This is a genomic window from Pseudomonas putida, from assembly GCF_028682395.1.
In the GTDB taxonomy this organism is placed as follows: Bacteria; Pseudomonadota; Gammaproteobacteria; order Pseudomonadales; family Pseudomonadaceae; genus Aquipseudomonas; species Aquipseudomonas putida_AB.
In genome coordinates this window covers 210,678-232,577 of record NZ_JANHLC010000005.1, presented here as the reverse complement: position 1 = coordinate 232,577, position 21,900 = coordinate 210,678, and the positions used below count along the sequence as shown (strand labels likewise).

30 protein-coding genes are annotated in these 21,900 nt (G+C 61.1%); 26 read left to right on the top strand and 4 right to left on the bottom strand.

Features of this window, described 5'->3' with window-relative positions; translation table 11 throughout:
• The first annotated feature begins 95 nt into the window (after positions 1-95).
• From NPS46_RS14950 to recX, 22 genes are all read left to right on the top strand, one after another.
• Positions 96-443 (top strand): phage holin family protein, encoded by a 348-nt coding sequence (locus NPS46_RS14950; RefSeq protein ID WP_274108438.1) that lies wholly within the window; start codon positions 96-98, stop codon positions 441-443.
• 48 nt (positions 444-491) lie between these two features.
• A complete protein-coding gene (locus NPS46_RS14945) occupies positions 492-1,082 on the top strand; it encodes a phage tail terminator protein (protein WP_274108437.1) in 591 nt (196 codons plus the stop codon).
• Positions 1,079-1,261, top strand: a complete 183-nt coding sequence (locus tag NPS46_RS14940) for a DUF2635 domain-containing protein (RefSeq protein WP_274108436.1) — start codon at positions 1,079-1,081, stop codon at positions 1,259-1,261. Before NPS46_RS14945 ends, NPS46_RS14940 begins: the two co-directional genes overlap by 4 nt.
• A complete protein-coding gene (locus tag NPS46_RS14935) occupies positions 1,261-2,757 on the top strand; it encodes a phage tail sheath subtilisin-like domain-containing protein (RefSeq protein WP_274108435.1) in 1,497 nt (498 codons plus the stop codon). Before NPS46_RS14940 ends, NPS46_RS14935 begins: the two co-directional genes overlap by 1 nt.
• Positions 2,758-2,838: 81 nt before the next feature.
• Complete coding sequence (locus NPS46_RS14930) at positions 2,839-3,186, top strand: phage tail tube protein (RefSeq protein WP_274108434.1); 348 nt, start codon at positions 2,839-2,841, stop codon at positions 3,184-3,186.
• Entirely contained in the window at positions 3,183-3,479 is a 297-nt protein-coding gene (locus tag NPS46_RS14925) for a phage tail assembly protein (RefSeq protein ID WP_274108433.1), read from the top strand. Before NPS46_RS14930 ends, NPS46_RS14925 begins: the two co-directional genes overlap by 4 nt.
• 130 nt (positions 3,480-3,609) lie before the next feature.
• Positions 3,610-5,028, top strand: coding sequence for a hypothetical protein (locus NPS46_RS14920; RefSeq protein ID WP_274108432.1), 1,419 nt, complete (start codon positions 3,610-3,612; stop codon positions 5,026-5,028).
• Positions 5,009-6,253: a DNA circularization protein gene (locus NPS46_RS14915; protein WP_274108431.1), complete on the top strand. Its 1,245-nt coding sequence runs from the start codon at positions 5,009-5,011 to the stop codon at positions 6,251-6,253. The genes NPS46_RS14920 and NPS46_RS14915 overlap by 20 nt, the downstream gene beginning before the upstream one ends.
• 3 nt (positions 6,254-6,256) lie before the next feature.
• Complete coding sequence (locus tag NPS46_RS14910) at positions 6,257-7,297, top strand: phage baseplate assembly protein (protein ID WP_274108430.1); 1,041 nt, start codon at positions 6,257-6,259, stop codon at positions 7,295-7,297.
• 96 nt (positions 7,298-7,393) lie between these two features.
• Positions 7,394-7,945: a phage baseplate assembly protein V gene (locus NPS46_RS14905; protein WP_274108429.1), complete on the top strand. Its 552-nt coding sequence runs from the start codon at positions 7,394-7,396 to the stop codon at positions 7,943-7,945.
• Positions 7,946-7,947: 2 nt separating this feature from the next.
• Positions 7,948-8,346 carry a phage GP46 family protein gene (locus tag NPS46_RS14900; protein WP_274108428.1) on the top strand — a complete coding sequence of 133 codons (399 nt, stop codon included), beginning with the start codon at positions 7,948-7,950 and terminating at the stop codon, positions 8,344-8,346.
• On the top strand, positions 8,336-9,376 hold the full coding sequence (locus NPS46_RS14895; RefSeq protein ID WP_274108427.1) for a baseplate J/gp47 family protein: 1,041 nt from the start codon (positions 8,336-8,338) through the stop codon (positions 9,374-9,376). The genes NPS46_RS14900 and NPS46_RS14895 overlap by 11 nt, the downstream gene beginning before the upstream one ends.
• On the top strand, positions 9,364-9,972 hold the full coding sequence (locus NPS46_RS14890; protein WP_274108426.1) for a YmfQ family protein: 609 nt from the start codon (positions 9,364-9,366) through the stop codon (positions 9,970-9,972). Before NPS46_RS14895 ends, NPS46_RS14890 begins: the two co-directional genes overlap by 13 nt.
• The gene (locus NPS46_RS14885; protein ID WP_274108425.1) at positions 9,973-10,893 is read left to right on the top strand and encodes a gp53-like domain-containing protein; all 921 of its coding nucleotides are present in this window, start codon (positions 9,973-9,975) and stop codon (positions 10,891-10,893) included. It begins immediately after the preceding gene.
• 9 nt (positions 10,894-10,902) lie between these two features.
• Positions 10,903-11,322: a phage tail protein gene (locus tag NPS46_RS14880; protein ID WP_274108424.1), complete on the top strand. Its 420-nt coding sequence runs from the start codon at positions 10,903-10,905 to the stop codon at positions 11,320-11,322.
• Positions 11,323-11,382: 60 nt separating this feature from the next.
• Positions 11,383-12,981, top strand: a complete 1,599-nt coding sequence (locus tag NPS46_RS14875; RefSeq protein ID WP_274108423.1) for a phage tail protein — start codon at positions 11,383-11,385, stop codon at positions 12,979-12,981.
• Positions 12,978-13,322, top strand: a complete 345-nt coding sequence (locus NPS46_RS14870) for a tail fiber assembly protein (RefSeq protein ID WP_274108422.1) — start codon at positions 12,978-12,980, stop codon at positions 13,320-13,322. The genes NPS46_RS14875 and NPS46_RS14870 overlap by 4 nt, the downstream gene beginning before the upstream one ends.
• 32 nt (positions 13,323-13,354) lie before the next feature.
• Positions 13,355-13,918 (top strand): glycoside hydrolase family 19 protein, encoded by a 564-nt coding sequence (locus NPS46_RS14865; RefSeq protein ID WP_274108421.1) that lies wholly within the window; start codon positions 13,355-13,357, stop codon positions 13,916-13,918.
• Complete coding sequence (locus NPS46_RS14860; RefSeq protein WP_274108420.1) at positions 13,900-14,433, top strand: lysis system i-spanin subunit Rz; 534 nt, start codon at positions 13,900-13,902, stop codon at positions 14,431-14,433. The genes NPS46_RS14865 and NPS46_RS14860 overlap by 19 nt, the downstream gene beginning before the upstream one ends.
• Before the next feature lie 66 nt (positions 14,434-14,499).
• The gene (locus NPS46_RS14855; protein WP_274108419.1) at positions 14,500-15,000 is read left to right on the top strand and encodes a CinA family protein; all 501 of its coding nucleotides are present in this window, start codon (positions 14,500-14,502) and stop codon (positions 14,998-15,000) included.
• A gap of 83 nt (positions 15,001-15,083) precedes the next feature.
• A complete protein-coding gene (gene recA / locus NPS46_RS14850; RefSeq protein WP_274108418.1) occupies positions 15,084-16,136 on the top strand; it encodes a recombinase RecA in 1,053 nt (350 codons plus the stop codon).
• A gap of 8 nt (positions 16,137-16,144) precedes the next feature.
• Positions 16,145-16,612 carry a recombination regulator RecX gene (gene recX, locus NPS46_RS14845; RefSeq protein WP_274108417.1) on the top strand — a complete coding sequence of 156 codons (468 nt, stop codon included), beginning with the start codon at positions 16,145-16,147 and terminating at the stop codon, positions 16,610-16,612.
• Positions 16,613-16,627: 15 nt separating this feature from the next.
• Here recX and NPS46_RS14840 read toward each other — a convergent pair whose 3' ends face one another.
• Positions 16,628-17,746 carry an LOG family protein gene (locus NPS46_RS14840; protein WP_274108416.1) on the bottom strand — a complete coding sequence of 373 codons (1,119 nt, stop codon included), beginning with the start codon at positions 17,744-17,746 and terminating at the stop codon, positions 16,628-16,630.
• Between the two features lie 392 nt (positions 17,747-18,138).
• Between NPS46_RS14840 and NPS46_RS14835 the strand changes: the two genes are divergently transcribed.
• Positions 18,139-18,330 (top strand): hypothetical protein, encoded by a 192-nt coding sequence (locus tag NPS46_RS14835; protein WP_274108415.1) that lies wholly within the window; start codon positions 18,139-18,141, stop codon positions 18,328-18,330.
• On the opposite strand, the gene NPS46_RS14830 is transcribed toward NPS46_RS14835, so the two are convergent.
• Positions 18,331-18,759: a quorum-sensing-regulated virulence factor family protein gene (locus tag NPS46_RS14830; RefSeq protein WP_274108414.1), complete on the bottom strand. Its 429-nt coding sequence runs from the start codon at positions 18,757-18,759 to the stop codon at positions 18,331-18,333.
• 205 nt (positions 18,760-18,964) lie between these two features.
• On the opposite strand from NPS46_RS14830, the gene NPS46_RS14825 reads away from it, so the two are divergent.
• The gene (locus NPS46_RS14825; protein ID WP_274108413.1) at positions 18,965-19,675 is read left to right on the top strand and encodes a tRNA-uridine aminocarboxypropyltransferase; all 711 of its coding nucleotides are present in this window, start codon (positions 18,965-18,967) and stop codon (positions 19,673-19,675) included.
• On the opposite strand, the gene NPS46_RS14820 is transcribed toward NPS46_RS14825, so the two are convergent.
• Both NPS46_RS14820 and NPS46_RS14815 read right to left on the bottom strand, forming a co-directional pair.
• The gene (locus NPS46_RS14820) at positions 19,672-20,571 is read right to left on the bottom strand and encodes a DMT family transporter (protein WP_274108412.1); all 900 of its coding nucleotides are present in this window, start codon (positions 20,569-20,571) and stop codon (positions 19,672-19,674) included. The genes NPS46_RS14825 and NPS46_RS14820 overlap by 4 nt on opposite strands.
• A gap of 17 nt (positions 20,572-20,588) precedes the next feature.
• A complete protein-coding gene (locus tag NPS46_RS14815; protein WP_274108411.1) occupies positions 20,589-20,816 on the bottom strand; it encodes a hypothetical protein in 228 nt (75 codons plus the stop codon).
• Between NPS46_RS14815 and erdR the strand changes: the two genes are divergently transcribed.
• A complete protein-coding gene (erdR, locus tag NPS46_RS14810; RefSeq protein WP_274108410.1) occupies positions 20,809-21,459 on the top strand; it encodes a response regulator transcription factor ErdR in 651 nt (216 codons plus the stop codon). The two genes, NPS46_RS14815 and erdR, sit on opposite strands and share 8 nt — an antisense overlap.
• 74 nt (positions 21,460-21,533) lie before the next feature.
• Complete coding sequence (locus NPS46_RS14805) at positions 21,534-21,896, top strand: diacylglycerol kinase (protein WP_274108408.1); 363 nt, start codon at positions 21,534-21,536, stop codon at positions 21,894-21,896.
• Positions 21,897-21,900: the final 4 nt, after the last annotated feature.

Sequence of the window (21,900 nt, the reverse complement as noted above, 5' to 3'; positions counted from 1 at the left end):
GAATGCCAGCCCTTAATGCATGGATATGCACACGTGACTTTGATCATTGATTACCGGCCCATCCCCGCGGCCTTTGGACTGACAGGAGGCCTGCCATGACCCACGAGCAACAAGCATTGTTGGAAATGCCCATCTGGCTGGTGATCGCCCTGGCGGTCGTCGGCGGGGTCAGCGGTGAAATGTGGCGCGCTGATAAGGAGGGCGCCCGTGGCTGGTCGCTGTTACGGCGCCTGGTGTTGCGCTCCGGGGCCTGCATGGCCTGCGGCGTCTCGACGCTGATGCTGCTGTATGCCCTCGGCATGTCGATCTGGACGGCGGGTGCCATTGGTTGCCTGACGGCCATGGCCGGCGCGGATGTCGCCATTGGCCTCTACGAGCGCTGGGCCGCCAAGCGCCTGGGTGTTGCCCAAGCGCCTGAACAGCGCTCGGCGCCCGATCAATAAGCGGTTTGCGCTCCGCTGTTCTTCCTCCACTTCTTCAAGGTATCGCTTATGAACATCACCCCGGTCCTGACTCAACTGCGTACGCAGTGCCCGGCATTGACGGTACGCATCGCCCCGGGCCTGGACCTTGAGTCTCTGCAAGCGCTGGGTGTGTCGACAGCGCCTTTGGCTTGCCTGGTATCGCTGGCCGACCTGGCCGGCCCGGCGCTTTCGCAGAACAGCTATGGCCAGAAGATCAGCGATCGTTTCGAGATCACGCTGGTGCTGCCAACCGCCGCTGATCAGGGACAGAGCGCCCTGGACCAGGTGCACAAGTGGCGCGCCGACATCTGGCGTGCCCTGGTCGGCTTCAAGCCCGGTCCGCAGTACGACGCCATCGAGTACGACGGCGGTGAGCTGCTGGCTCTTAACGACAGCGGCCTGTTTTATCGCCTGCGTTTCCTCGCCGCCTTCCAGCTGGGGCGCAACCGTTCCAGCGATCCGGCAGAAACCTGGCACGAGTGTGAACAGGACGGCTTGCCGTCCTTTACCGGGATGACGGTCCGGGTCGATGCCATCGATCCGGCCGATCCCAATCTGCAACAGCCGGGGCCTGACGGGCGCCTGGAGCTGACTTTTTCAGGAGAAGTAACCCCATGAGCAAACGCATCACTGTGTTGCCGGCCGCTGGCCGTGCGGTACCGGACCCGGAAGCGGGCGATCTGTTGCCTGTCGACGGTCGCGAAGTGTCGGACAGCCCCTGGTGGCGCCGACGCCTGGCCGATGGCGATATCACCACCAAGGCCGTGAAAACGGCAAAACCACAAGGAGCCAAATAATGGCAATCGGGTTCAGCAATATCCCTGCGGACATTCGTGTGCCGCTGTTCTATGCCGAGATGGACAATTCCGCAGCCAATAGCGCCTCTTCGGCCATGCGCCGGCTGATCGTCGCCCAGGTCAACGACAACATCGAGGCCAGCGAAGTCGGGAGCCTGGTACTGGTCTCCAGCGTGGCCCTGGCCAAGAGCATCGGCGGCCAGGGCTCGATGCTCGCCGCCATGTACGAAACCTGGCGCAAGACCGATCCGGTCGGTGAGATCTGGTGCCTGCCGCTGCATAACGGCGAAGGCAGCGTGGCCAAGGCCGAAGTGAAATTCACTGGCGCAGCGACGCAAAGCGGCGTGCTCAATCTGTACATCGGCGGTACCCGCGTTCAGGCCGCCATCGTCAAGGGGGCGACGCCGGCTCAGGCAGCGACCGCGTTGGCCTTGAAGATCAATGCCGCAGCAGACCTGCCGGTCACGGCGGTGGCGCTGGAAGGGGTGATTACCCTGAACGGCAAATGGACGGGTGACAGCGGCAACGATATCAGCCTGCAACTCAATCGCCTGGGCAAGGCCAACGGCGAGGAAACCCCGGCCGGCCTGAGCGTGGTAGTGGGCAAGATGAGCGGTGGTACCGGCGTACCGGACCAAGTGGCTGCCCTGGCGGCCCTGGGTGACGAACCCTTTGAATTCATCTGCCAGCCTTGGACCGATGTGGCGAGCCTGAATGCCTGGCAAGCGGCGATGGATGACAGCGTCGGTCGTTGGTCCTGGGCCAAGCAGTTGTTCGGCCATGTCTACACCGCCAAGCGCGGCACCCTCGGCACCCTTGTGGCGGCCGGTCAGGCGCGTAATGACCAGCATATGACCATCCAGGCGCTGGAGCCGGGAGTGCCACAACCGTTCTGGGTCCAAGCAGCCGCCCTGGCGGCACGGACGTCGGTGTTTATCTCCGCCGATGCCAGCCGTCCGACCCAAAGTGGCAGCCTGCCGGGCATCGAGCCTGCGCCAGCCAGCGAGCGCTTTACCCTGACCGAGCGTCAGTCGTTGCTCAGCTACGGCATTGCTACCGCCTACTACGAAGGCGGTTACATGCGTATCCAGCGAGCGATCACTTCCTACCAGAAGAATGCCTACGGCCAGGCCGATAACTCCTACCTGGACAGCGAAACCATGCACCAGTCGGCCTACATCGTGCGTCGCCTGCAAAGCGTGATCACCAGCAAGTACGGGCGCCACAAGCTGGCCAGCGACGGCACCCGCTTCGGCGCCGGCCAGCCCATTGTTACGCCAAGCACCCTGCGTGGCGAGCTGATTGCCCAGTACGCCAAGCTGGAAATGGAAGGCCACGTGGAAAACGCCGAGCTGTTTGCCGAGCACCTGATCGTCGAGCGCGACAGCCTGGACCCGAGCCGCGTCAACGTGCTGTTCCCGCCGGACTACGTCAATGGCCTGCGCGTCTTCGCGTTGCTCAACCAGTTCCGCCTGCAGTACGACGCCGCGGCCTGAACCGCACCGCGCACTGTGTAAACCCAGCCCGCGCCATGCGGGCTTTTTATTGCAAGTTTTTTTAGGGCAAGGAGAAACACTATGGGTCAACTGATTGCAGGCACGTGCTACGTCAAAGTGGACGGCGCCCAACTGACCATCAATGGCGGCTGCGAAGCACCGCTGATGGCCGTCAAACGCGAAACCGTGGTTCCGGGTTTCTACAAGGAAACCGATATCACCCCATCGTTCAAGGTCACGGCCTTGCACACCCCGGACTTCCCGCTCAAGCAACTGATCGCCGGTAACGATATGACCGTTACCTGCGAATTCAGTAACGGCAAAGTCTATGTCCTGGCGGGTGCCTACCTGATCGAAGAACCGATGGCCAAGGGTGATGACGCGGCCATCGAACTGAAGTTCGAGGGCATCAAGGGGACCTGGCAATGAGCGAGCCGGTGAAGTTGCACGTCGCCATCGAAGCCCACGGCGAGCCGCTGACCGAACTGACCCTGCGCCGTCCGACGGTGCAGGAGGTGCGGGCGATCAAGGCGCTGCCGTACAAGATCGACAAGGGCGAGGAGATCAACCTCGATATGGAAGTGGCCGCCAAGTACATCGCGGTCTGTGCGGGGATCCCGCCGTCCTCGGTCAACCAACTGGATCTGGTCGATCTCAACGCCCTGAGCTGGGCGGTGGCGGGTTTTTTCATGAGTGCGGCATCGCAACCATCGGCGAGCTGATCGCGGTCGCCTATGACCTGGCCTGGTTCTGGAAGGTTGACCCCGAACAGATGATGGCCAGGCCACTGGATGTGCTTTGCGAGTCTCTGGAGCACGCACAACGGATCAATGCGATGCAGCAGGTGCAGTGATGGCAGCTATCAAAATCAAGCAAAAGTTTGTCAGCAAGGTTCAGGTTGAAAACACCGTGAATCTTGCAGTCATGGTGGTGAACCTCCCCAAGGTTGAGAAGGAGATCGAAGTTGTACGGAGCAAGTTCGATCGGTTTCGCGACAGTCTGCAGAGCAGCGGTCTCGGCGGCCTGGATATTTCGGAGTCTTTAAGTGGGGGTGGGTTGTTCAAGCCCTTTCTGGACGGGATCCATTTAGCGATCAAGGCTGAAGATGAGGCGGCCAAAAACTCCGTCAAGAATCGGCAGTTGCCCACGTCAGATTCGGGCATCGGCGAAACGCAAGCCAACCTGGACGCGCTCAAGGCTTCGGTGGCGAGCGTCTCGCTCGAGATCGGTAATGCCTTGCTACCTGCGGTGAATGCTATCGCTGTCGCATTGGTGCCGCTGATTACCCAAGTCGCTTCCTTTTTGGCGCAAAACCCGCAGCTGGTTCAGGGGGTGGCGGCGGGTGTTCTGGCGTTCAACGCCATTCGTGCAGCGATCACGGGTGTTGAAGTGGCGATGCAGTTGCTCAAGTCGGGTTTTCTCACGTCTCCCATCGGCCTGGCCGCCATGGCCATTGCCCTGGCGGCGGGCTTGATCATCGCCAACTGGGACTCGATCAGCGCCTTTTTCGCCAAGCTTTGGGAGGGAATCAAGGCGCTTGCCGCGCCGGTTGTCGACTTCTTCAAGACACTGTTTTCCTGGACGCCACTGGGCATGATCGTGGCCAACTGGCAGCCTCTGGTCGGACTGTTTTCGGCGGTCTGGGATTTGCTCGTGGCACTGGCTCAACCCGTGCTGGCATTTTTCAGAACGTTGTTCGACTGGTCGCCCGTGGGCATGGTCGTCGCCAATTGGGAGCCGATCAGCGAGGCGTTCGCCACCTTGTGGGAAGGCCTCAAGGCGATTACCGCACCGGTGTTCGATGTGCTCCATGGCCTGTTCGACTGGTCGCCGCTGGGGATGATCATCAAGCATTGGGAGCCGATCACCGAATGGTTCGGCAAGATGTGGGAAAAGCTCAAAGATATCTTCGGATCGGTCAAGGAAATGCTCGGTGGCACTGTCGCCGGCTTTATCGGCAAGGTGACCGGTACGGTCGAAGGCGTGACTGAAAAGCAGGAGCAGATCAATGGCTTCTTTGGTTGGGGTACGGACGAAGAACAGCCGAGGATCAGCTCCGACCTGCCGCAATCTTCCAGCGCTCTCCTGCAACAGTCCGTCATCAACAACCGTGCCCAGCTCGAAGGCGGCCTGACCGTGCGCTTTGAAAATGCGCCGCCCGGGATGCGCGCCGATGCGCCGCACAGCAACCAGCCGAATCTGCAACTGACCTCGCTGATCGGCTATCGCTCACTTTCTCTAGGAGGTTCCCATGACGGCCAACTGGCGTGATCGTTTGTTGCCGGCGTCGTTTCGCGGTGTCGCCTTCTGGGTCGACAAGGCGACGACGCCGGTAGGCCAGAAGGGCCAGTTGCACGAGTATCCGCAGCGTGACCTGCCGTTTTTCGAGAGCCTTGGCCAGCAGGCCAAGCTCCACGATCTGACGGCCTTTATCATCGGCCCCGATTGCCATGAGCAGCGTGACAAACTGCTCAAGGCCCTGGAGGAGGGCCGAGGTGAACTGGTCCATCCCTGGTTGGGGCGGATGCAGGTCAAGGTCGGTGAATGCGATATGACCCAGACCCGCCAGGATGGCGGGCTGGTGACCTTTGCCCTGAAGTTCTACCCCGACGAGCCCCTGCGTTTCCCCGTTGCGGTGGTCAATACCCAGCAGCAGTTGCTGCTGTCTTCGGACAGCCTGCTGGGGGCGTTGGTCCTGCGCTTTGAGCAGGCCCTGGCCTTGATCAACCTGGCGCGTGTCGGCGTGCAGGCCCTGCGCAACGCGCTGACCCAAGTGTTCGAAGTGATCGAGCACCAGCTCAAGCCTTTGCTGGACACCTATGCCGAGCTCAATGCGCTGGTGCGGGCGGTCAAGGCCATGCCCAAGGAGGTCAGTGCGGCCTTCAAGGATCTGCTGAGCGATATCCACGGGCTCAAGGACTTCGCCCTCAGTGGCTATCGCGGTGTGCTGGCCAATATCTCCCAGCAGGTCGAGGCGGCCAAGTCGGTCGAGGCGCCGAAACTGACCACGGGCAAGGATTCGGTCGCGACCGCCCAGGCCGTGGCCAATCTGGTCCAGGATGCCTTGCTGGTCCAGATCGCCCAATGGGTCGCGAGTATGCCGGTGGCGACCCAGGCGGTCACGCTGGTGAGCACCCCGACGCTGGCCCAGCAAGCGTTGCAGCCAGTGGTGCGGGCCGAGGTGCCGGTGGTGGACGATGTGCTGGCGCTGCGCGACAGCCTCAATGAGTTGATCTGGCAGGCATCGCTCAAGGCCGATGGCGAGCATTACCTGATTCTCAATAACCTGCGTCAGCAGATGTTGCGCCACCTGACGGCCGTGGCCTCTTCGGGCGTGCGGCTGATCAACCTGACCCCGGTGCAGAACTTGCCGGCCCTGGTGCTGGCCTACGACTGTTTCACCGATGCCACGCGGGTCGGCGAGATCATACAGCGCAACCGTATCGTGCATCCGGGCTTTGTTGCGCCGAGGCCGATCCAAGTCGCTCGGGAGTAAGACATGGCCGATCTGGACAATAGCGTGCTCCTGACCCTTGGCGGCCTGGACTATGGCGGCTGGAAGAGTATCGAAATCAGTGCGGACCTGGAGCGTCAGTTCCGCAGTTTCAAGCTGGGAATCACCTGGCAATGGCCCGGGCAGGTCCTGCCGGAGCCGATCAAGGCTGGCGCGCGCTGTGAAGTGCGCATCGGCTGCGACCTGGTACTGACCGGCTATGTGAACAAGGCGCCGATCACTTATGACGGCCGGCAGATTACCCTGAGTGTCGAAGGCAGTTCATTGACCCAGGACCTGGTCGACTGCGCGGCGATCAATCGCCCCAGCCAATGGCGCGAGCAAAGTGTCCTGAGCATTGTCCAGGCCCTGGCGGCGCCGTATGGCGTCGGGGTGCGCAGCGAGATTGCAGAAACCGGCAAGTTGCGCACCCACAGCATTGTGCCGGGGGAAAGCGTATTCCAGTCCATCGACCGCTTGCTGACGCTGTACCGCGTGTTCTCCACCGACGATGCCGAAGGCCGTGTCGTGCTGGCGCAACCGGGCAGCGGTGGACGGGCGCTGGAAGTGCTGGAGCTGGGCAAGAACATCCTCTCGGGCAATGCGTCGATGGACTTCAGCAAGGTGTTTTCCGAGTACCGGGTGATCGGCCAGCACAAGGGCGATGACCAGAAAAGCGGAAGCGCGGTCAGCGAAGTCAGCGGCGTTGCCGTCGATGCCGGGTTGGGGCGCAAACGGGTGACGGTGATCAGCGAAACCGCGCAGTTGACCAGTGAACTGGCGCAAAAGCGGGCCGACTGGGAAAGCGCTACCCGCATGGGCCGCGCCTTGACCACCACTTACACGGTGCAAGGCTGGCGGCAAGCCAACGGTGCGCTGTGGCGCCACAACACCCTGGTGCGGGTGATTGACCCGGTATTGGGGTTCGACCAGGACATGCTGATCTCCAAGGTGACCTACACGCTGTCGGCCCAGGGTTCGATCACCACTTTGCAGGTGGCGCCGCCACACACATTCGACGCCGACCCCGCCCCTAAAAAGAACTAGCCCCGCCCACCCTGTAGGCGCGTCGTCTGCTCACGATCGGTGATCGGCGAGCCGGCACCGCCCCAACAGCCCGGATACGGGCTTCAAGGAAATTCAATGAGCCTACTGACTCGCCTCTTGGCGCGCGGAACCGTCGTGCTCGCCAACTCGGCCAACAAACTGCAAGCGTTGCAAATGCGCCTCACCGCCGGTGAGGTCATCGACGATATGGAGCATTTCGAACCCTATGGCTTTACCAGCCACCCGCTGGCGGGTGCCGAAGGGGTGGCGACGTTCCTCGGTGGCGACCGTTCCCACGGCATCGTGCTGGTGGTTGCTGATCGCCGTTTCCGCCTCAAGGCCCTGGAGCCTGGCGAGGTGGCGATCTACACCGATGAAGGTGACCGGATTCATTTCAAGCGCGGACGCATCATCGAGATCGACACCGCGACCCTGAATCTGCGTGCCAGCACGGCGCTGAACATCGATACGCCGACCCTGAATATCCGCGCCGCCAGCACCGTGGCCATCGAGACACCGACGCTGTCCCAGAGCGGCAAGATCGTGTCCCAGGGCGATCAGCTCGCCGGCGGCATCAGCCAGATCAACCATGTCCACCCTGGCGTCATGGCCGGCCCTGGGCAGACTGCACCGCCTGCAGGAGGCTAATGATGATGACCGCGATCAATCTCAAGGCCGCGCTGACCCGCGCGGTGCAGATCAGCCTGTTTACCTGGCGCCGGGCCAATGTCGACGACGTGCTGGATGACGACCAGCGCTTTGGCTGGTGGGGCGACAGCTTTCCCAGTGTCGCCGATGACCGTATCGGTTCGCGCCTGTGGCTGCTACGGCGGGTCAAGTTGACTACGCAAACCCAGCTGGACGCCGAGTTCTATGCCCGCGAAGCCCTGCAATGGCTGATCGACGATGGCCATATCCGTGCGGTCGATATTCAGACCGAGCGGCTTGATGACCAGCGCCTGAACCTGCGGATTTATTTGGCCCTGGCCGACGGCGAGCGTCTGGATATCAACCTCAATAACAGCTGGCAGGTGACCTATGCCGTTTGAAACCCCTTCGCTGCCGGTGCTGGTTCAACGCACCCAAAGCGACCTGGCCAGCGATTCGCTGCGCCAGTCCGATGCACAGGTGCTGGCCCGTACCCTCAGTGGTGCGGCCTTTGGCCTGTATGGCTACCTCGACTGGATCGCCGAGCAGATCCTCCCCGACTCGGCCGATGAAAGCACCCTGGAACGCATTGCTGCGCTGCGCCTCAACCAACCGCGCAAGGCCGCCCAGGCGGCCAGCGGCAGTGTGAGTTACACCGCGGCAGCGGGCGCGCTGCTCGACAGCGACACCTTGCTGCAAAGCAACGACGGCCGCAGCTACAAAGTGCTGACTACCCGGCTGAGCAGTAACGGCAGCAACAGTGTGCAGATCCGCGCCCTCGATGGTGGCCCGCTGGGCAATGCCGACCCGGGTCTGGAGTTGTTCCCGGTGCAGCCGGTTCAAGGCATCGGCAACCGGTTTGTGGTCGAGGCGCCGGGGCTGATAGGCGGCCTGGCGGTGGAAAGCATTGAATCGTTACGAGCCCGGGTGATTCGCTCCTATCGCGTGGTGCCCCACGGCGGCTCGGCCGCCGACTACGAAACCTGGGCCCTGGAATACCCGGGCGTCACCCGGGCCTGGTGCCGACGTAACTATCTGGGCCCGGGCACTGTCGCGCTGTTCGTGATGCGCGATGAAGATGTCACGCCGCAGCCGGACGCGGCGCAACTGGCCGAGATTCAGGCCTATATCGAGCCCCTGCGGCCGGTGACGGCCGAGTTGCGGGTGCTGGCGCCGGCGCTGGTGCCGGTGCGCTACAAGCTGCGGCTGACCCCGACCACCAACGCCGTACGTGCGGCCGTCGAGGCCCAATTGCGCGATTTGCATAACCGCGAGGGCGGGCTGGGTGAAACCCTACTGTTGACCCATATCGCCGAAGCCATCAGCAGTGCGGCCGGCGAGACCGATCACTTGCTGGTCGAGCCCCACGCCGATGTCACGGCCCAGCCCAGGGAGCTGTTGGTATTCGGAGGTTTCGAATGGCTGACCTGAGAACCGTCGCCGAGTACCACGGCCAATTGCGCAGCCTGCTGCCCAGCGGCCCGGCCTGGGACCCCGAACGGGTCCCGGAAATCGACCAGGTACTCAAGAGCATTGCCCGGGAGTTGCAGCGTATCGATACCCGCGCGGTCGAGCTGCTTAACGAAATGGACCCGGCCGGCGTCAATGAACTGGTACCGGAGTGGGAGTTTGTCATGGGCCTGCCGGATCGCTGTCTTGGCATTTCGCCTGCCTTTGAAGAGCGCCGCCTGGCTGTACGTCGACGGCTGGTCGATGTCGGCGGCCAGACTCCGGCGTTCTTTGCCCGTCTGGCCCAGTCCTTGGGGTATCCCGAGGCCAGGGTCACGGAATATCGGGCGCCACGCTTTGGCCGTTCGCGCCTGGGCCAGTCGCACTTCGGCACCTGGACGGCGCAACTGATGTGGACCCTGGAAAGCGGCCCGCGTCGACGCCTGGGCCGGCGTTTTGGCGCGAGTTACTGGGGGCAGCGGTTTGGGTCCAACCCGGCCCGCTCGCTGGAGTGCGTGATGCGCCGCAGCGCACCGGCCCATGGGTTGGAATTTATCAATTACGGGAGTGGGATGTAGATGGATTATCCAAAGACGGTACTTAACGTCGGCCTGGTCAATGGCAAGTTTATTGACGAGGACAACGACACCGGGCAGGCCGGTTCGCTGATTCCTGCGGTATGGGGCAATGCGGTGACCGATGAGTTGCTGGCGGTGATTCGGGCGGGGGGGCTGGAGCCTGCGGAAGACGATCACGATCAACTGCAGCAGGCGCTTGGCAGCATTGTCCAGCAGACACTGGTGCAGACATTGCCGAGCCAGGACTTGACCGCGTTCACGACGACGGGAACCGCACCCGGTTACGTGCTGAGTCCGGTGCCGGCGCTGGAGGCTTATCGGGCCAATCAACGATATCGGGTGAAGTTTGGAGCGGCAGGGGCTGGGGCGCTGACGCTGAATATTTCAGGGCGCGGCTCCAAACCCCTCAAACAATACGATTCGACCGGAAGCAAGGTCGATACCGTTGTGGTGGCGGGCCAGTTGGCGGATATCGAGTATGACGGCGCCCACTTTGTGCTGCTCACGCCACTGCCCAACGGCGTCAAGGCTAGCGAGACCAGCCAGGGGGCGGCCAAGATTGCCACGCAGGTTCAGGTCGATAACGGTGTGGATGACGGGGCAATTGTTACGCCGAAGAAACTGCGGTTTGGCTTTGCAGCCAACATTGCCGTGAATGGGTATATAGCGTTTCCATCCTGGCTCGGGGGGGTAGTTCTCCAATGGGGTACGACTACCGGTTCCTCTGTAACCTTTCCTCTTCAGTTCCCCTCGGGGGTTCAGCACTTGGAACTGAAGATTAATAATTTCTCCAGTACGGGAACGCCGGCCGGGCATTACACGGTTGTTACGGAATCGTCGAACACGGGGTTTGCTCTTCAATACGCCGTATCTGGTTTCGGTGCAGGTGCACAAGTCAAATGGCTGGCAATCGGGAATTAAGGGGGACGAATGATTTACTCAAAATGGGTCGAAGCAGATGGTCGTTTTGCTTTCTCGCTGACTGACAATGGAGGCCAAAAGCTCACTGAAGCTGCTCGCGATGAGCTGCTTGCGGATGAGGCTGATGGCAAGGTCCTTTCGCCCGATGCCAAAGGTTTCCCGGTCGCGCTGGATCCGCCGGATCGGGCAATTCAGTTGGCCGAAAAGGAAAGGACATGGCGCGACCAGGTCATGGCGACTCTGATGGGGTTGCGTGATCGTCATCGCGATCAGTTGCAAATCGAGATCGATACAACGCTGACCGATGATCAGTTCAAGGAGCTATTGGTGCATATGCAAGCATTGCGCGACTGGCCGCAATCGTCTGATTTTCCAGACAGTCAATATCGACCGAGCTTGCCACTCTGGCTCACCGAGCAGCTCCACTAAACGCCCCGCACTGACGGGGCGTTTTCTTATCTGCGGTTTAAAGCGAAGCCATGATTGGCAATGGCTGCCCATGGCTTGTTTGTGCGCGATCGAAAGCGCTACGCAGATTTATTACTACAAGAGGATAGACGTGTGGATTATCCAAAGAGTGTGCCCGGTATCGGGCTGGTCAATGGCAAGTTTGTCGATGAAAACACCGCCAGCGGAACGCCGGGGTCGCTGATTCCCTCCACCTGGGGCAATTCGCTGACGGATGAGCTGTTGAATGTGATCGAGGCCGGCGGTCTGGAGCCGTCGGAGGTGGAGCGCGATCAATTGCTTGAAGCGATTCGGGCGTTGATCGAAAAACGGGTGAATGATGCTTCGGCCTTGCCTATAGGGTCGATGGTGCCGTTTCCCAAAGGCGTGGTGCCGCCAGGGTTTCTTGAGGTTGATGGCAGTGTTCGCAGCACTGCGACTTATCCTGATTTGGCGGCTTACCTGGGGACAACGTTTAATACGGGTACTGAGCCGGCGGGGCATTTTCGGTTGCCGGAGTCGCGGGGCGAGTTTCTACGAGGCTGGGACCATGGGCGCGGGGTGGATGCTGGGCGCTCTTTGGGGAGCTTTCAACTCGATGCCCTTCAAGGGCATAAATTTCGGATTTTGACTGGCGACGGTGATGGCTATCTGCACAGTCCGTCAGGTACTGGGGGGACGGGGACGGGTACTAGCTTTGTAATTTCCCAGGGTACAAGCAAGGAGTTTTTGGTTGGCGATCCAATCAGCGATAGTTTGAATGGTGAACCCCGTGTAGGTAAGGAAACCCGTCCACGCAACCTGGCAGTCATGTGGTGTATCAAGGCCTGGAGTGCACCGACCAGCCAGGGTTTGATTGATATCGCCGCCCTGGCTCTTGAAGTCCAGAAACAAAAGCCGATTGCGATTGTGGGCGGGCATAAAAACCTGGTGCTTTCCGCTTCGGGTTTAAGCGCCATGGTTAATGTTTCGGCTGATCAGTTGATTGTTGGGGCCGGCGAACTGGTGAGCTCCTTGAGCGGGATCAACTTGAGTTTTAACGGTTTGACCAAGGGCGCCAACGGGCTTGATACCGGGGTGCTAGCTGCCTCGACCTGGTACAGCGTCTGGGTGATCTGGAATGGCAGCGCGGCGGCAGGCTTGTTGTCACTGAGCACAACGGCTCCGACGATGCCGGCGGGATATACGCATAAGGCGAGAGTGGGCTGGATTCGCACCGATGGCACCACTAACAAGTATCCATTTTCGTTTTCCCAGGTGGGCCGCCGCGTTCAGTACAAGGTCGCGTCCGGTTCAAACGTACTGAACATGCCGATAATCATTTCTGGTGTGCAAGGCAACATGGCAACTCCGCTCTGGGTGTCTGCCAGTGTTACGGCATTTGTGCCGCCAACGGCTAAAACTATTGTTGTTTCCGCAATCAATGGCGGCGTTAGCGGAGGTAATGCACTGGTGGCACCGAACAGCAGCTATGGCGCTGGTGGATCAGTTAGCAATCTGGTGGCTGTCCAGGCGGGCGGCGGTAGTAATGCCGTAATGGTTGTTCAAGGTAGTTTGCTGATGGAGTCAATGAACATTTATTACGTCGGCAGCAGCACCGGCAATGCCGTGGCGTGCTCTGGCTGGGAAGACAATCTATGAGCTATGCAGTGCGTAACGACAAACAAGGATGGAGGGCTGTTTCTGGTCCTGATGATATTGGGCCGGACGAGTGGTATTGCTTGGAGAGCCCTCCTGCCCCCACTCCGCTTCCTCCAACGACCCATGAGTTGGCTGTATACGCCGTCCAGGAGCGCGATCAGCTTTTGGCCAGCGCTACAAACCGTATGGGGCCACTACAAGACGCCATCGACGAAGGTGTCGCCACGGCTGACGAGGTAACGCGCTTGAAGCTGTGGAAGCAGTATCGCATCGCTCTGAACCGGATCGAGCATCAGGACGGTTTTCCCGCTACGGTCCTCTGGCCCGTTGTTCCCGAGTGATTTGTCGTCAATCCCTACCGGAGGCCAAGCCTGTGCGCCTTACCGAACCCCAACTCCTGCACATCATGCCCAACGCCCGCCGCCAAGCGGGCGTGTTTGTTTCTGTGTTGAATGCCGCCATGGCGCGTTATCGCATTGATACCGCGAAACGCAGGGCGGCGTTTCTGGCGCAGATCGGCCATGAGTCGGGGCAACTGCGTTATGTGCGTGAACTGGGCAGCGAGCAGTATCTGAGCAAGTACGACACGGGCAGCCTGGCCGCGCGTCTGGGCAATACGTCCGAGGCCGATGGCGATGGGCAGCGCTTTCGTGGACGCGGGCTGGTGCAGATTACTGGCCAGGATAATTATCGGCGCTGCAGCCTGGCGCTGTTTGCCGATCTGCGGCTGTTGCAGCAGCCAGAGTTGTTGGAGCAGCCGCAGTGGGCCGCCGAGTCGGCGGCCTGGTTCTGGCAGGTGAATGGGCTCAATGAGCTGGCTGATCGCGATCAGTTCAACAGCATTACCCGGCGGATCAATGGTGGCCTCAATGGCCTGGAAGACCGCTTGCAACTCTGGGCGCGGGCGAGGGCGGTGCTATGTGCGCCCTCGCCTTGATGCCGGGGGCCTATCGCCAGGTTTTCGTGGTCGCGTTGCTGGTCATTCTGGCCGGCGGTTCGGCGGCGCTGGCCTGGCAGATGCAAGCCTGGCGCTACGGCCGGCAACTGGAGGCGCAAGCCCGATTGCAGGCCGAGGCGCGGGACCAATTCAATCGGGCTCAGGTCCAGCAGCAGCGCACCGACCAGGCCCGACGCCTGGCGCTGGAGCAACGCCTGCAGGCCAGCGAGCAACAGCATTATCAGGAGATGAGCGATGTTCAACGCGATCAAGCACGTCTGCGTGATCGGCTTGCCACTGCTGATCTGCGCTTGTCAGTCCTGGTCGAGCGCAGCACCGGTGCCAGCGCCGCACTGCCTGCCACCGCCGGCGCCGGCGGCGTGGATCATGGTGCCGTACGCGCCCGACTTGACCCGGCGCATGCTCGACGAATTATCGCCATCACCGACGACGGCGACCGCGCCCTGATCACCTTGCAGGCGTGCCAGGCCTATGTGCGTGGGTTGTTGCCCTGATCTGCTTGCATGGCTTGGGTGCTGGTGTAGGGTAGGGGGCTTTGCCCCTTGGATCAGGAGTTGCCCGTGGACGAAATCACTGCACTGGCCGTCGAACTGGGTCAGCGCTTGCGGACCCTGAATGCGCAGGTCAGTACGGCCGAGTCCTGCACCGGCGGCGGTATTGCCGAAGCCATCACCCGGGTGCCGGGCAGTTCGGCCTGGTTCGAGGCCGGCTATGTCACGTATTCCAATGCCCAGAAAACCCGCCAGTTGAATGTGCCGTCGGCGTTGTTCGACACCGTCGGTGCGGTCAGTCGTGAAGTGGTCGAGGCCATGGCGCGCGGCGCCCAGGCGCAGAGTGGCGCGCGTTTTGCCGTGGCGGTCAGCGGTGTGGCCGGGCCGGACGGCGGCTCGCCGGCCAAGCCGGTCGGTACCGTCTGGCTGGCCTGGGCCGTGGGCGAACAGGTCCTGGCCGAGTGCCGGCACTTTCCCGGCGACCGCGATGCTGTCCGCCGACAAACGGTGAAGGCCGCGCTAGAGGGGCTGCTCCGGCATGCCGCGGCAGAAATCGCAAAACAGGGGTAGGCGATCCTCAAACGCTGTGGAATAATACTGGCTACTTATACAGGTGTTGGCCGTCAGGCCTTATTGATTACGTGAGGACTTTAATGGACGACAACAAGAAGAAAGCCTTGGCTGCGGCCCTGGGTCAGATCGAACGTCAATTCGGCAAGGGTGCCGTGATGCGTATGGGCGATCAGGACCGCCAGGCGATCCCGGCCATCTCCACCGGCTCCCTGGGCCTGGACATCGCGCTGGGCATTGGCGGCTTGCCCAAAGGCCGTATTGTTGAAATCTACGGTCCTGAATCTTCCGGTAAAACCACGCTGACCCTCTCGGTCATCGCCCAGGCCCAGAAAGCCGGCGCGACCTGTGCGTTCGTCGATGCCGAGCACGCCCTGGACCCCGAGTACGCCGGCAAGCTGGGCGTCAATGTCGACGACCTGCTGGTCTCGCAGCCGGACACCGGCGAACAGGCCCTGGAAATCACCGATATGCTGGTGCGTTCCAATGCCGTTGACGTGATCATCGTCGACTCCGTGGCGGCCCTGGTGCCGAAGGCGGAAATCGAAGGTGAAATGGGTGACATGCACGTGGGCCTCCAGGCTCGCCTGATGTCCCAGGCACTGCGCAAGATCACCGGCAACATCAAGAATGCCAACTGCCTCGTTATCTTCATCAACCAGATCCGGATGAAGATCGGTGTAATGTTCGGCAGCCCGGAAACCACCACCGGTGGTAACGCGCTGAAGTTCTACGCCTCGGTTCGTCTGGATATCCGCCGTACCGGCGCGGTGAAGGAGGGCGATGAAGTGGTGGGTAGCGAAACCCGCGTCAAGGTGGTGAAGAACAAGGTCGCTTCGCCGTTCCGCCAGGCCGAGTTCCAGATTCTTTACGGCAAGGGCATCTACCTCAATGGCGAGATGATCGACCTGGGTGTTTTGCACGGCTTCGTCGAGAAGTCCGGCGCCTGGTACAGCTACAACGGCAGCAAGATTGGTCAGGGCAAGGCCAACTCGGCCAAGTACCTGCAAGACAACCCGGATATCGCCGCCACACTCGAGAAGCAGATTCGCGACAAGCTGCTGACGCCAGGTGTGGACAGCAAGGCTGCCGCCGTCGTCGAGACGGCTGATGACCTGGCTGACGCTGATAGCTGAGTTAACCGATGACCGCCGTACTGGATACGCCCGTTGCCGTGCGGCGGGCTGCAATGGACCTGCTCGCGCGACGCGAGCACGGTCGGGTCGAGCTGACGCGCAAGCTGCGTCAGCGCGGCGCTCCCCCCGAATTGATCGACAGTGCCCTTGACCGTCTGACGGAAGAAGGGTTGCTATCGGAATCCCGTTACCTCGAAAGTTTTATTGCCTACCGAGCCCGCTCTGGTTACGGCCCTTTGCGCATCCGCGAAGAGCTGAGCCAGCGCGGGCTTTTGCGTTCGGACATCGAGCAGGCCCTGCGCGAAAGCGGGCTCGATTGGCAGGCCCAGTTGCAAGAGACCTGGCAACGCAAATATTCCGGGCAATTACCTGGCGATGCTCGCGAGCGTGCCCAACAAGGACGCTTTCTGAGTTATCGCGGGTATTCCATGGAAATGATCGGCCGCCTGCTTAGCGGCCGAGGGCTGGATGACTGACAGCGTTGCGTGAAGTCAGCTCGCTTGGAGTGGCTCGCGCGATTGGAACTGGGCGTGAGCCTGGGCCTTTTCCCAGTGCTGCGGCAGGTTGATAAAGTCCACCAGTTCACGCAGGCGTCCCTGGTCCCGGGCGGTAAAGATAAACGTCAGGCGGGTCAGTGCGCTGAACTGCGCTTCGTTGTGTTCGGCTTCGTTGTAGGCATGTTGGTGGAACCCCCCGCTGATGCAGAGACTGGCGAATTCGTCCTGCATCTTCTCCAGCGCTTCTGCGTTCAAGGGGTGGTTCATGCGGATGACAAACTGGTTCTTCCACCAGCGGCTTGAGTGGAAGTTGCTATAGAACCGCTGTATCTCCTCGACCGCCTCCTGCGTGCTGTACACCAGGCGCATCAGCTTCAGGTCTTTGGGCAGGATGTAGCGGTTGGCTTCCAACTGATGACGGATAAAGTCCAGGGCCTGCTGCCAGAAGGTCCCCCCGGGGCTGTCCAGCAGCACCACGGGAACCAGGGGGCTCTTGCCGGTCTGGATCAGCGTCAGCACTTCAAGCGCCTCATCCAGCGTGCCGAAACCACCCGGGCAGAGCACCAGCCCGTCGGCTTCCTTGATGAAGAACAGTTTGCGCGTAAAGAAGAAGTGGAAGGACAGCAGGTTGGATGTTCCGCCGACTGTAGTGTTGGCGTGCTGTTCAAAGGGCAGGGTGATATTGAAGCCCAGGCTATGGTCGAGCCCGGCGCCTTCGTGGGCGGCGGCCATGATGCCGCCGCCTGCGCCGGTAATGACCATCAGGTCCGAGCGGGCCAGGCTGGCGCCCAGTTCCCGGGCCATGGCATAGAGTGGGTGCTCGACCGGAGTACGGGCCGATCCGAAGACGGTGATCTTGCGTCGTCCCTTGAATTGATCCAGTACGCGGAAGGCATGCTCCAGTTCACGCAGCGTCTGGGCCACGATCTTGGCATTCCAGCGATCCCGATCGTCGTGGGCCAGGCGCAGCACGGTCAACATCATCTCACGATACAGCGCCAGGTTCGGGCTGTTGGGGGCGACCTGAGCGAGTTGCTCGTCGACCCGGCGGGCCAGCTCGGCGGCGTTGCCCTCAAAGTCCAGGGGTGGGTGGTCGTTCGATAAACCAGGCATTGATTTCTCCTTCTGTGCGCAACCTGTGCTTTCCCAGGCGGCGATACTCGCCGATGCACCTTGCACCCTGGCCGCGGGGGTTCCAGCCGTGGTTGCGCCGTTCCTGTTCGTTGCCCTTTATGATTGCCGGACCAGGCGAGGTCCTGCGCTCGAAGCCTGGTCTTTGCGCCGCAGAGAACGCGGCGGCGATGGCCGATCATGGGCCTGGAAAGTCATGGCTGGCAAGCGTCGGATACATCTTCAAGCCGCTGGTCAGAAGGTCTTCGCAATGGCCGCTCCTCTGATTTACTCATACCTGAGCAGTAAGGGAGTACCCGTCGCGGATTTCTCGCCAGCGCAGTCGAGGCTGTCCAGGGAGTCGGCGTCAGGTCAATGCCACGGAGGTGCAAACGATGCGGATGAAACTGGAACTCGATGCAGAGCTTTATCACAGCCTGCAACTGGCGGCACAGGCCAATCGGCTGAGCCTTGAAGAGGAGTGTCGGCGCCGTCTGGAGGGCGGGGAGCGGCGATCACGCTATATGCAGGCGTTAGTCGCAGAATTGCGCGCCGATGACGAACAACGGCGCGCAGCGCGGCGGTGACTACTTCTTCTTGACCGGCGCCTTGGGAGCCAGGCAGTCGGACTCCTTGAAGCGTTCGGTCGCGACCGGGCGATTGGTCTTGTACTCGGTGAACTCGTAGCGCAGCACTGCACCCTTGGCCATCAGTTTGCGAAAGCTTTCGTTACGACAAACGCTGGCACCCAACTGGTAGTACACCGCTTCGGGGTTGGCGCGCATTTTTTCTGCGTGGCTCGATTGCACGCTCAAATGATTGACCAGTTCCTTGCCGTCGACGGTGTAGCCCTGGTCGAGGATATCTTCATTGATGGCGCGTGGCGTACCGACGCTGCTTTGTTGGGCAACCTGGGTCAGCATCTTGCTCAGCTCCAGATCTTTGAGCGAGGCGGCCTGCGCGCAGAAGGGCAGGGCCAGCAACAGGGCGGTGGTCGCAACGATTGGGCGCAGCATGAAACTCTCCTGGTTCGGTGGCTGCTGCTTCGACAGCGTTACGCAGCTATGGGTTCAGTCGCGGCGAAGTATAGTGGAGCGTCGAGGGTCGAACTAGAGCGGGCGCTGGCAGGGCCGACGCTGGTCTCTGGTAGACTGCGCCGCTCTTTTGCCTGATCGAGTCGTTTTTCGTGTCGATAATCCCTTTTGTGAGCTGCGTTCTGCGATGAGCCATGCCGTTTCCCGTTTGCGTGCGCAGCGCCTGGCTCGTTCGACCAAGCCGTTCTTTGCCCGTGGCTCGCGTGCCGAACGCTGCCCCGGTTGCCGGGTTATTCCGGCCTATTGCCTGTGTGCCTGGCGGCCCAGCGTGCCAACACGCTCGGCAATGTGCCTGCTGATGCACGATGTCGAGCCGATGAAGCCAAGCAATACGGGTTGGCTGATTGCCGATCTGGTGCCTGACACCCGTGCGTTCAGTTGGTCGCGTACCGAGGTCGATCCGCAATTGCTGGCGCTGTTGGCCGATCCGCAGTGGCAGCCGTATATCGTATTTCCCGGCGAGTTCGTGGCTCAGGAGCGGGTGGTCAGCGAGGTCGACGTGGCGCCGGGCAAGCGCCCGCTGTTTATCCTGCTGGATGCGACCTGGACCGAAGCGCGGAAGATGTTTCGCAAAAGCCCGTATCTTGAGCACTTGCCGGTGTTGAGCCTGGAGGCTGAGCAACTGTCACGCTACAAGCTGCGCCGTTCCAAGCGCGACGACCATTTTTGTACCGCAGAGGTCGCGGCCCTGTGCCTGGAGCTGGCCCAGGATCAGCGCGCCGCCGACGCGCTGAACAGTTACCTGGACGTCTTTACCGCGCACTATCTGGGGGCCAAGTTCCTGCTGGCGATTGACCCCGACGATGAGCCACATACGCGGCTCAAGGCTTTTCTCTAGCCTTTGGCAGGCACACGCTCGAGCTTTTTCGGCCAGAGCTGCGCCACCAACATCCCGGTGAGCATCAGGGCACAGCCGAAATAGCCACGCAGATGCAAGGACTCGTCCAGCAGCCAGGCGCCCGCGATGGCGGCAAACACCGCTTCCAGCGACAGAATGATGGCGGCGTGGGAGGCAATGGCGTCTTTCTGGGCAATGACCTGCAGGGTGTAACCGATGCCGACGGCCACGATGCCGCCGTAGAGAATCGCCGGTCCAGCCGCGATAATCGCCGTTAACTCGATGGGTTCGAAGCAGAGTGCCAGGAGCAGACTGACCACCGAGCAGGTGACAAACTGCAGGAACGCCAGGCGGATGGCGTCATGCCGGCTGGCGAACAGTCCGACCAGAATCACATGCCCACCCCAGACGAATGCGCCGATCAGCTGTAGCCAGTCGCCAGAAGAAACCTGGAAATTTTCCCCTACGCTCAGCAGAAACATCCCGACTACCGCAAGGATGGCGCCCAGCCAGGTGCCCATGCCGGTCTTGTGGCCGACCAGCAAACCCAGAAGAGGCACTACAATCACATAGAGCCCGGTAATAAAGCCGGCATTGGTGACAGTGGTGAACAGCAGGCCGACTTGTTGAAGGTTGATGCCGACCGCCAGGGCCAGCCCCATCAGTCCGCCACCCAGCAGCAGGCCACGGCTGAGAAAGGGCTCTGCCCCCGTGGGGTTGCGCTGACTGCGCAGCACCAGGGGCAGCAGGCACAACGAACCAAGGGCAAAGCGCAGGCCAGAGTAGAGGTAGGGCCCGACATGGTCCATGCCGGAGGATTGGGCGACAAAGCCGGTCCCCCAAATCATGGCCGTGACAAGCATCAATAGATCGGCCCGCAGGGCTTGTCTTTGCATGATGGCACTCTTATTAGTTAGCCGATAACTTTGCCGTAAAGCATCGAACTTGACCACCCCGGCTTCGCTGGGCATGCTTGGCGCCGATTCGGGCACGACTGCCGCTTGAAGCGCTGATTTTCATGGGTCTTGGCGTTGAACGTGCCTGCTGACGCATAGCCTTTTAGGCTATTGCTCAAGATGCCGGCGAAAACCGAATTGATTGGTGCTCGCACAAAAAACAGGATCATTTGAAAAATGGCCACATACGAAATCCTGATTGCCGATGATCACCCCCTGTTTCGTAGTGCACTGCACCAGGCAGTCACCCTGGGGTTGGGCTCCGAGGTGCGCCTGGTCGAAGTGGCGAGCATTGCCGAACTGGAAAGCCGCCTGGCCGAGAAAGCCGACTGGGACTTGGTCCTGCTCGACCTGAATATGCCAGGGGCCTACGGTTTCTCCGGGTTGGTGATGCTCCGCGGGCAACACCCGCAGATTCCGGTGGTGATGGTTTCTGCGCAGGAGGAGGCGGCAGTGGTCGTCAGGGCACGTGAATTCGGGGCCAGTGGCTTTATCCCCAAATCCAGTTCAATGGAAACCATCCAGCAGGCCGTGCGCAGTATTCTCGACGGTGATGTCTGGTGGCCACCTCAGGCATTTGAAGCGGTTAGCGTCTCCGCCGAAGCCAAGGCCGCCAGTGAAGGCCTTGCCAGCCTGACGCCCCAGCAGTTTCGCGTGTTGACCATGGTCTGCGAAGGTTTGCTGAACAAGCAGATTGCCTATGAACTGAACGTCTCGGAAGCGACGATCAAGGCCCATGTCACCGCCATCTTTCGCAAGCTCGGTGTGCGCACCCGCACCCAGGCGGCGCTGCTGCTCCAGCAGTTGGAGTCGGTTTCAGGCAGTTGAACGAACCCTCTTCACGCTTTTTTGACCGAGGCTGAATTAGCTTCTCCCTTTCTTTTTGCTAAGTTGCCCACTCTATGTCGCCTTTCAAGGGTCAAACCGGTTTCAGACGTATCCTCAACGCCTCGGGCTATTCCTTTGCCGGGCTGCGCGCGGCATTTGTCGGCGAAGCGGCTTTCCGCCAGTTGGTACTGCTCAATGTGATCCTGATTCCCATCGCGTTCTGGCTGAACGTCAGCCGCGTCGAGCGGGCCTTGCTGATCGCGGTGTGCCTGCTGGCCTTGATTGTCGAATTGCTCAATTCCGCAGTCGAAGCGGCCATTGACCGGATTTCCCTTGACCTGCATCCCTTGTCGAAAAACGCCAAGGATATGGGCAGTGCCGCCCAGTTCGTGGCATTGGGCATGATTACCGCCGTCTGGGCCGTCATCCTGCTCTGAGGGT

What these genes read in the sequence shown, in the direction of transcription:
- NPS46_RS14935 (WP_274108435.1), top strand. Translation starts at nt 1,261, where the DNA reads ATGGCAATCGGGTTCAGCAATATCCCTGCGGACATTCGTGTGCCGCTG.
- NPS46_RS14820 (WP_274108412.1), bottom strand. Translation starts at nt 20,571, where the DNA reads ATGCAAAGACAAGCCCTGCGGGCCGATCTATTGATGCTTGTCACGGCC.
- NPS46_RS14880 (WP_274108424.1), top strand. Translation starts at nt 10,903, where the DNA reads ATGATTTACTCAAAATGGGTCGAAGCAGATGGTCGTTTTGCTTTCTCG.
- NPS46_RS14870 (WP_274108422.1), top strand. Translation starts at nt 12,978, where the DNA reads ATGAGCTATGCAGTGCGTAACGACAAACAAGGATGGAGGGCTGTTTCT.
- NPS46_RS14885 (WP_274108425.1), top strand. Translation starts at nt 9,973, where the DNA reads ATGGATTATCCAAAGACGGTACTTAACGTCGGCCTGGTCAATGGCAAG.
- NPS46_RS14900 (WP_274108428.1), top strand. Translation starts at nt 7,948, where the DNA reads ATGATGACCGCGATCAATCTCAAGGCCGCGCTGACCCGCGCGGTGCAG.
- NPS46_RS14840 (WP_274108416.1), bottom strand. Translation starts at nt 17,746, where the DNA reads ATGCCTGGTTTATCGAACGACCACCCACCCCTGGACTTTGAGGGCAAC.
- NPS46_RS14825 (WP_274108413.1), top strand. Translation starts at nt 18,965, where the DNA reads ATGAGCCATGCCGTTTCCCGTTTGCGTGCGCAGCGCCTGGCTCGTTCG.
- NPS46_RS14925 (WP_274108433.1), top strand. Translation starts at nt 3,183, where the DNA reads ATGAGCGAGCCGGTGAAGTTGCACGTCGCCATCGAAGCCCACGGCGAG.
- NPS46_RS14950 (WP_274108438.1), top strand. Translation starts at nt 96, where the DNA reads ATGACCCACGAGCAACAAGCATTGTTGGAAATGCCCATCTGGCTGGTG.
- NPS46_RS14910 (WP_274108430.1), top strand. Translation starts at nt 6,257, where the DNA reads ATGGCCGATCTGGACAATAGCGTGCTCCTGACCCTTGGCGGCCTGGAC.
- NPS46_RS14940 (WP_274108436.1), top strand. Translation starts at nt 1,079, where the DNA reads ATGAGCAAACGCATCACTGTGTTGCCGGCCGCTGGCCGTGCGGTACCG.
- NPS46_RS14895 (WP_274108427.1), top strand. Translation starts at nt 8,336, where the DNA reads ATGCCGTTTGAAACCCCTTCGCTGCCGGTGCTGGTTCAACGCACCCAA.
- NPS46_RS14920 (WP_274108432.1), top strand. Translation starts at nt 3,610, where the DNA reads ATGGCAGCTATCAAAATCAAGCAAAAGTTTGTCAGCAAGGTTCAGGTT.
- NPS46_RS14805 (WP_274108408.1), top strand. Translation starts at nt 21,534, where the DNA reads ATGTCGCCTTTCAAGGGTCAAACCGGTTTCAGACGTATCCTCAACGCC.
- recX (WP_274108417.1), top strand. Translation starts at nt 16,145, where the DNA reads ATGACCGCCGTACTGGATACGCCCGTTGCCGTGCGGCGGGCTGCAATG.
- NPS46_RS14875 (WP_274108423.1), top strand. Translation starts at nt 11,383, where the DNA reads ATGGCTGCCCATGGCTTGTTTGTGCGCGATCGAAAGCGCTACGCAGAT.
- recA (WP_274108418.1), top strand. Translation starts at nt 15,084, where the DNA reads ATGGACGACAACAAGAAGAAAGCCTTGGCTGCGGCCCTGGGTCAGATC.
- NPS46_RS14890 (WP_274108426.1), top strand. Translation starts at nt 9,364, where the DNA reads ATGGCTGACCTGAGAACCGTCGCCGAGTACCACGGCCAATTGCGCAGC.
- NPS46_RS14945 (WP_274108437.1), top strand. Translation starts at nt 492, where the DNA reads ATGAACATCACCCCGGTCCTGACTCAACTGCGTACGCAGTGCCCGGCA.
- NPS46_RS14915 (WP_274108431.1), top strand. Translation starts at nt 5,009, where the DNA reads ATGACGGCCAACTGGCGTGATCGTTTGTTGCCGGCGTCGTTTCGCGGT.
- NPS46_RS14930 (WP_274108434.1), top strand. Translation starts at nt 2,839, where the DNA reads ATGGGTCAACTGATTGCAGGCACGTGCTACGTCAAAGTGGACGGCGCC.
- NPS46_RS14830 (WP_274108414.1), bottom strand. Translation starts at nt 18,759, where the DNA reads ATGCTGCGCCCAATCGTTGCGACCACCGCCCTGTTGCTGGCCCTGCCC.
- NPS46_RS14905 (WP_274108429.1), top strand. Translation starts at nt 7,394, where the DNA reads ATGAGCCTACTGACTCGCCTCTTGGCGCGCGGAACCGTCGTGCTCGCC.
- NPS46_RS14835 (WP_274108415.1), top strand. Translation starts at nt 18,139, where the DNA reads ATGCGGATGAAACTGGAACTCGATGCAGAGCTTTATCACAGCCTGCAA.
- NPS46_RS14860 (WP_274108420.1), top strand. Translation starts at nt 13,900, where the DNA reads ATGTGCGCCCTCGCCTTGATGCCGGGGGCCTATCGCCAGGTTTTCGTG.
- erdR (WP_274108410.1), top strand. Translation starts at nt 20,809, where the DNA reads ATGGCCACATACGAAATCCTGATTGCCGATGATCACCCCCTGTTTCGT.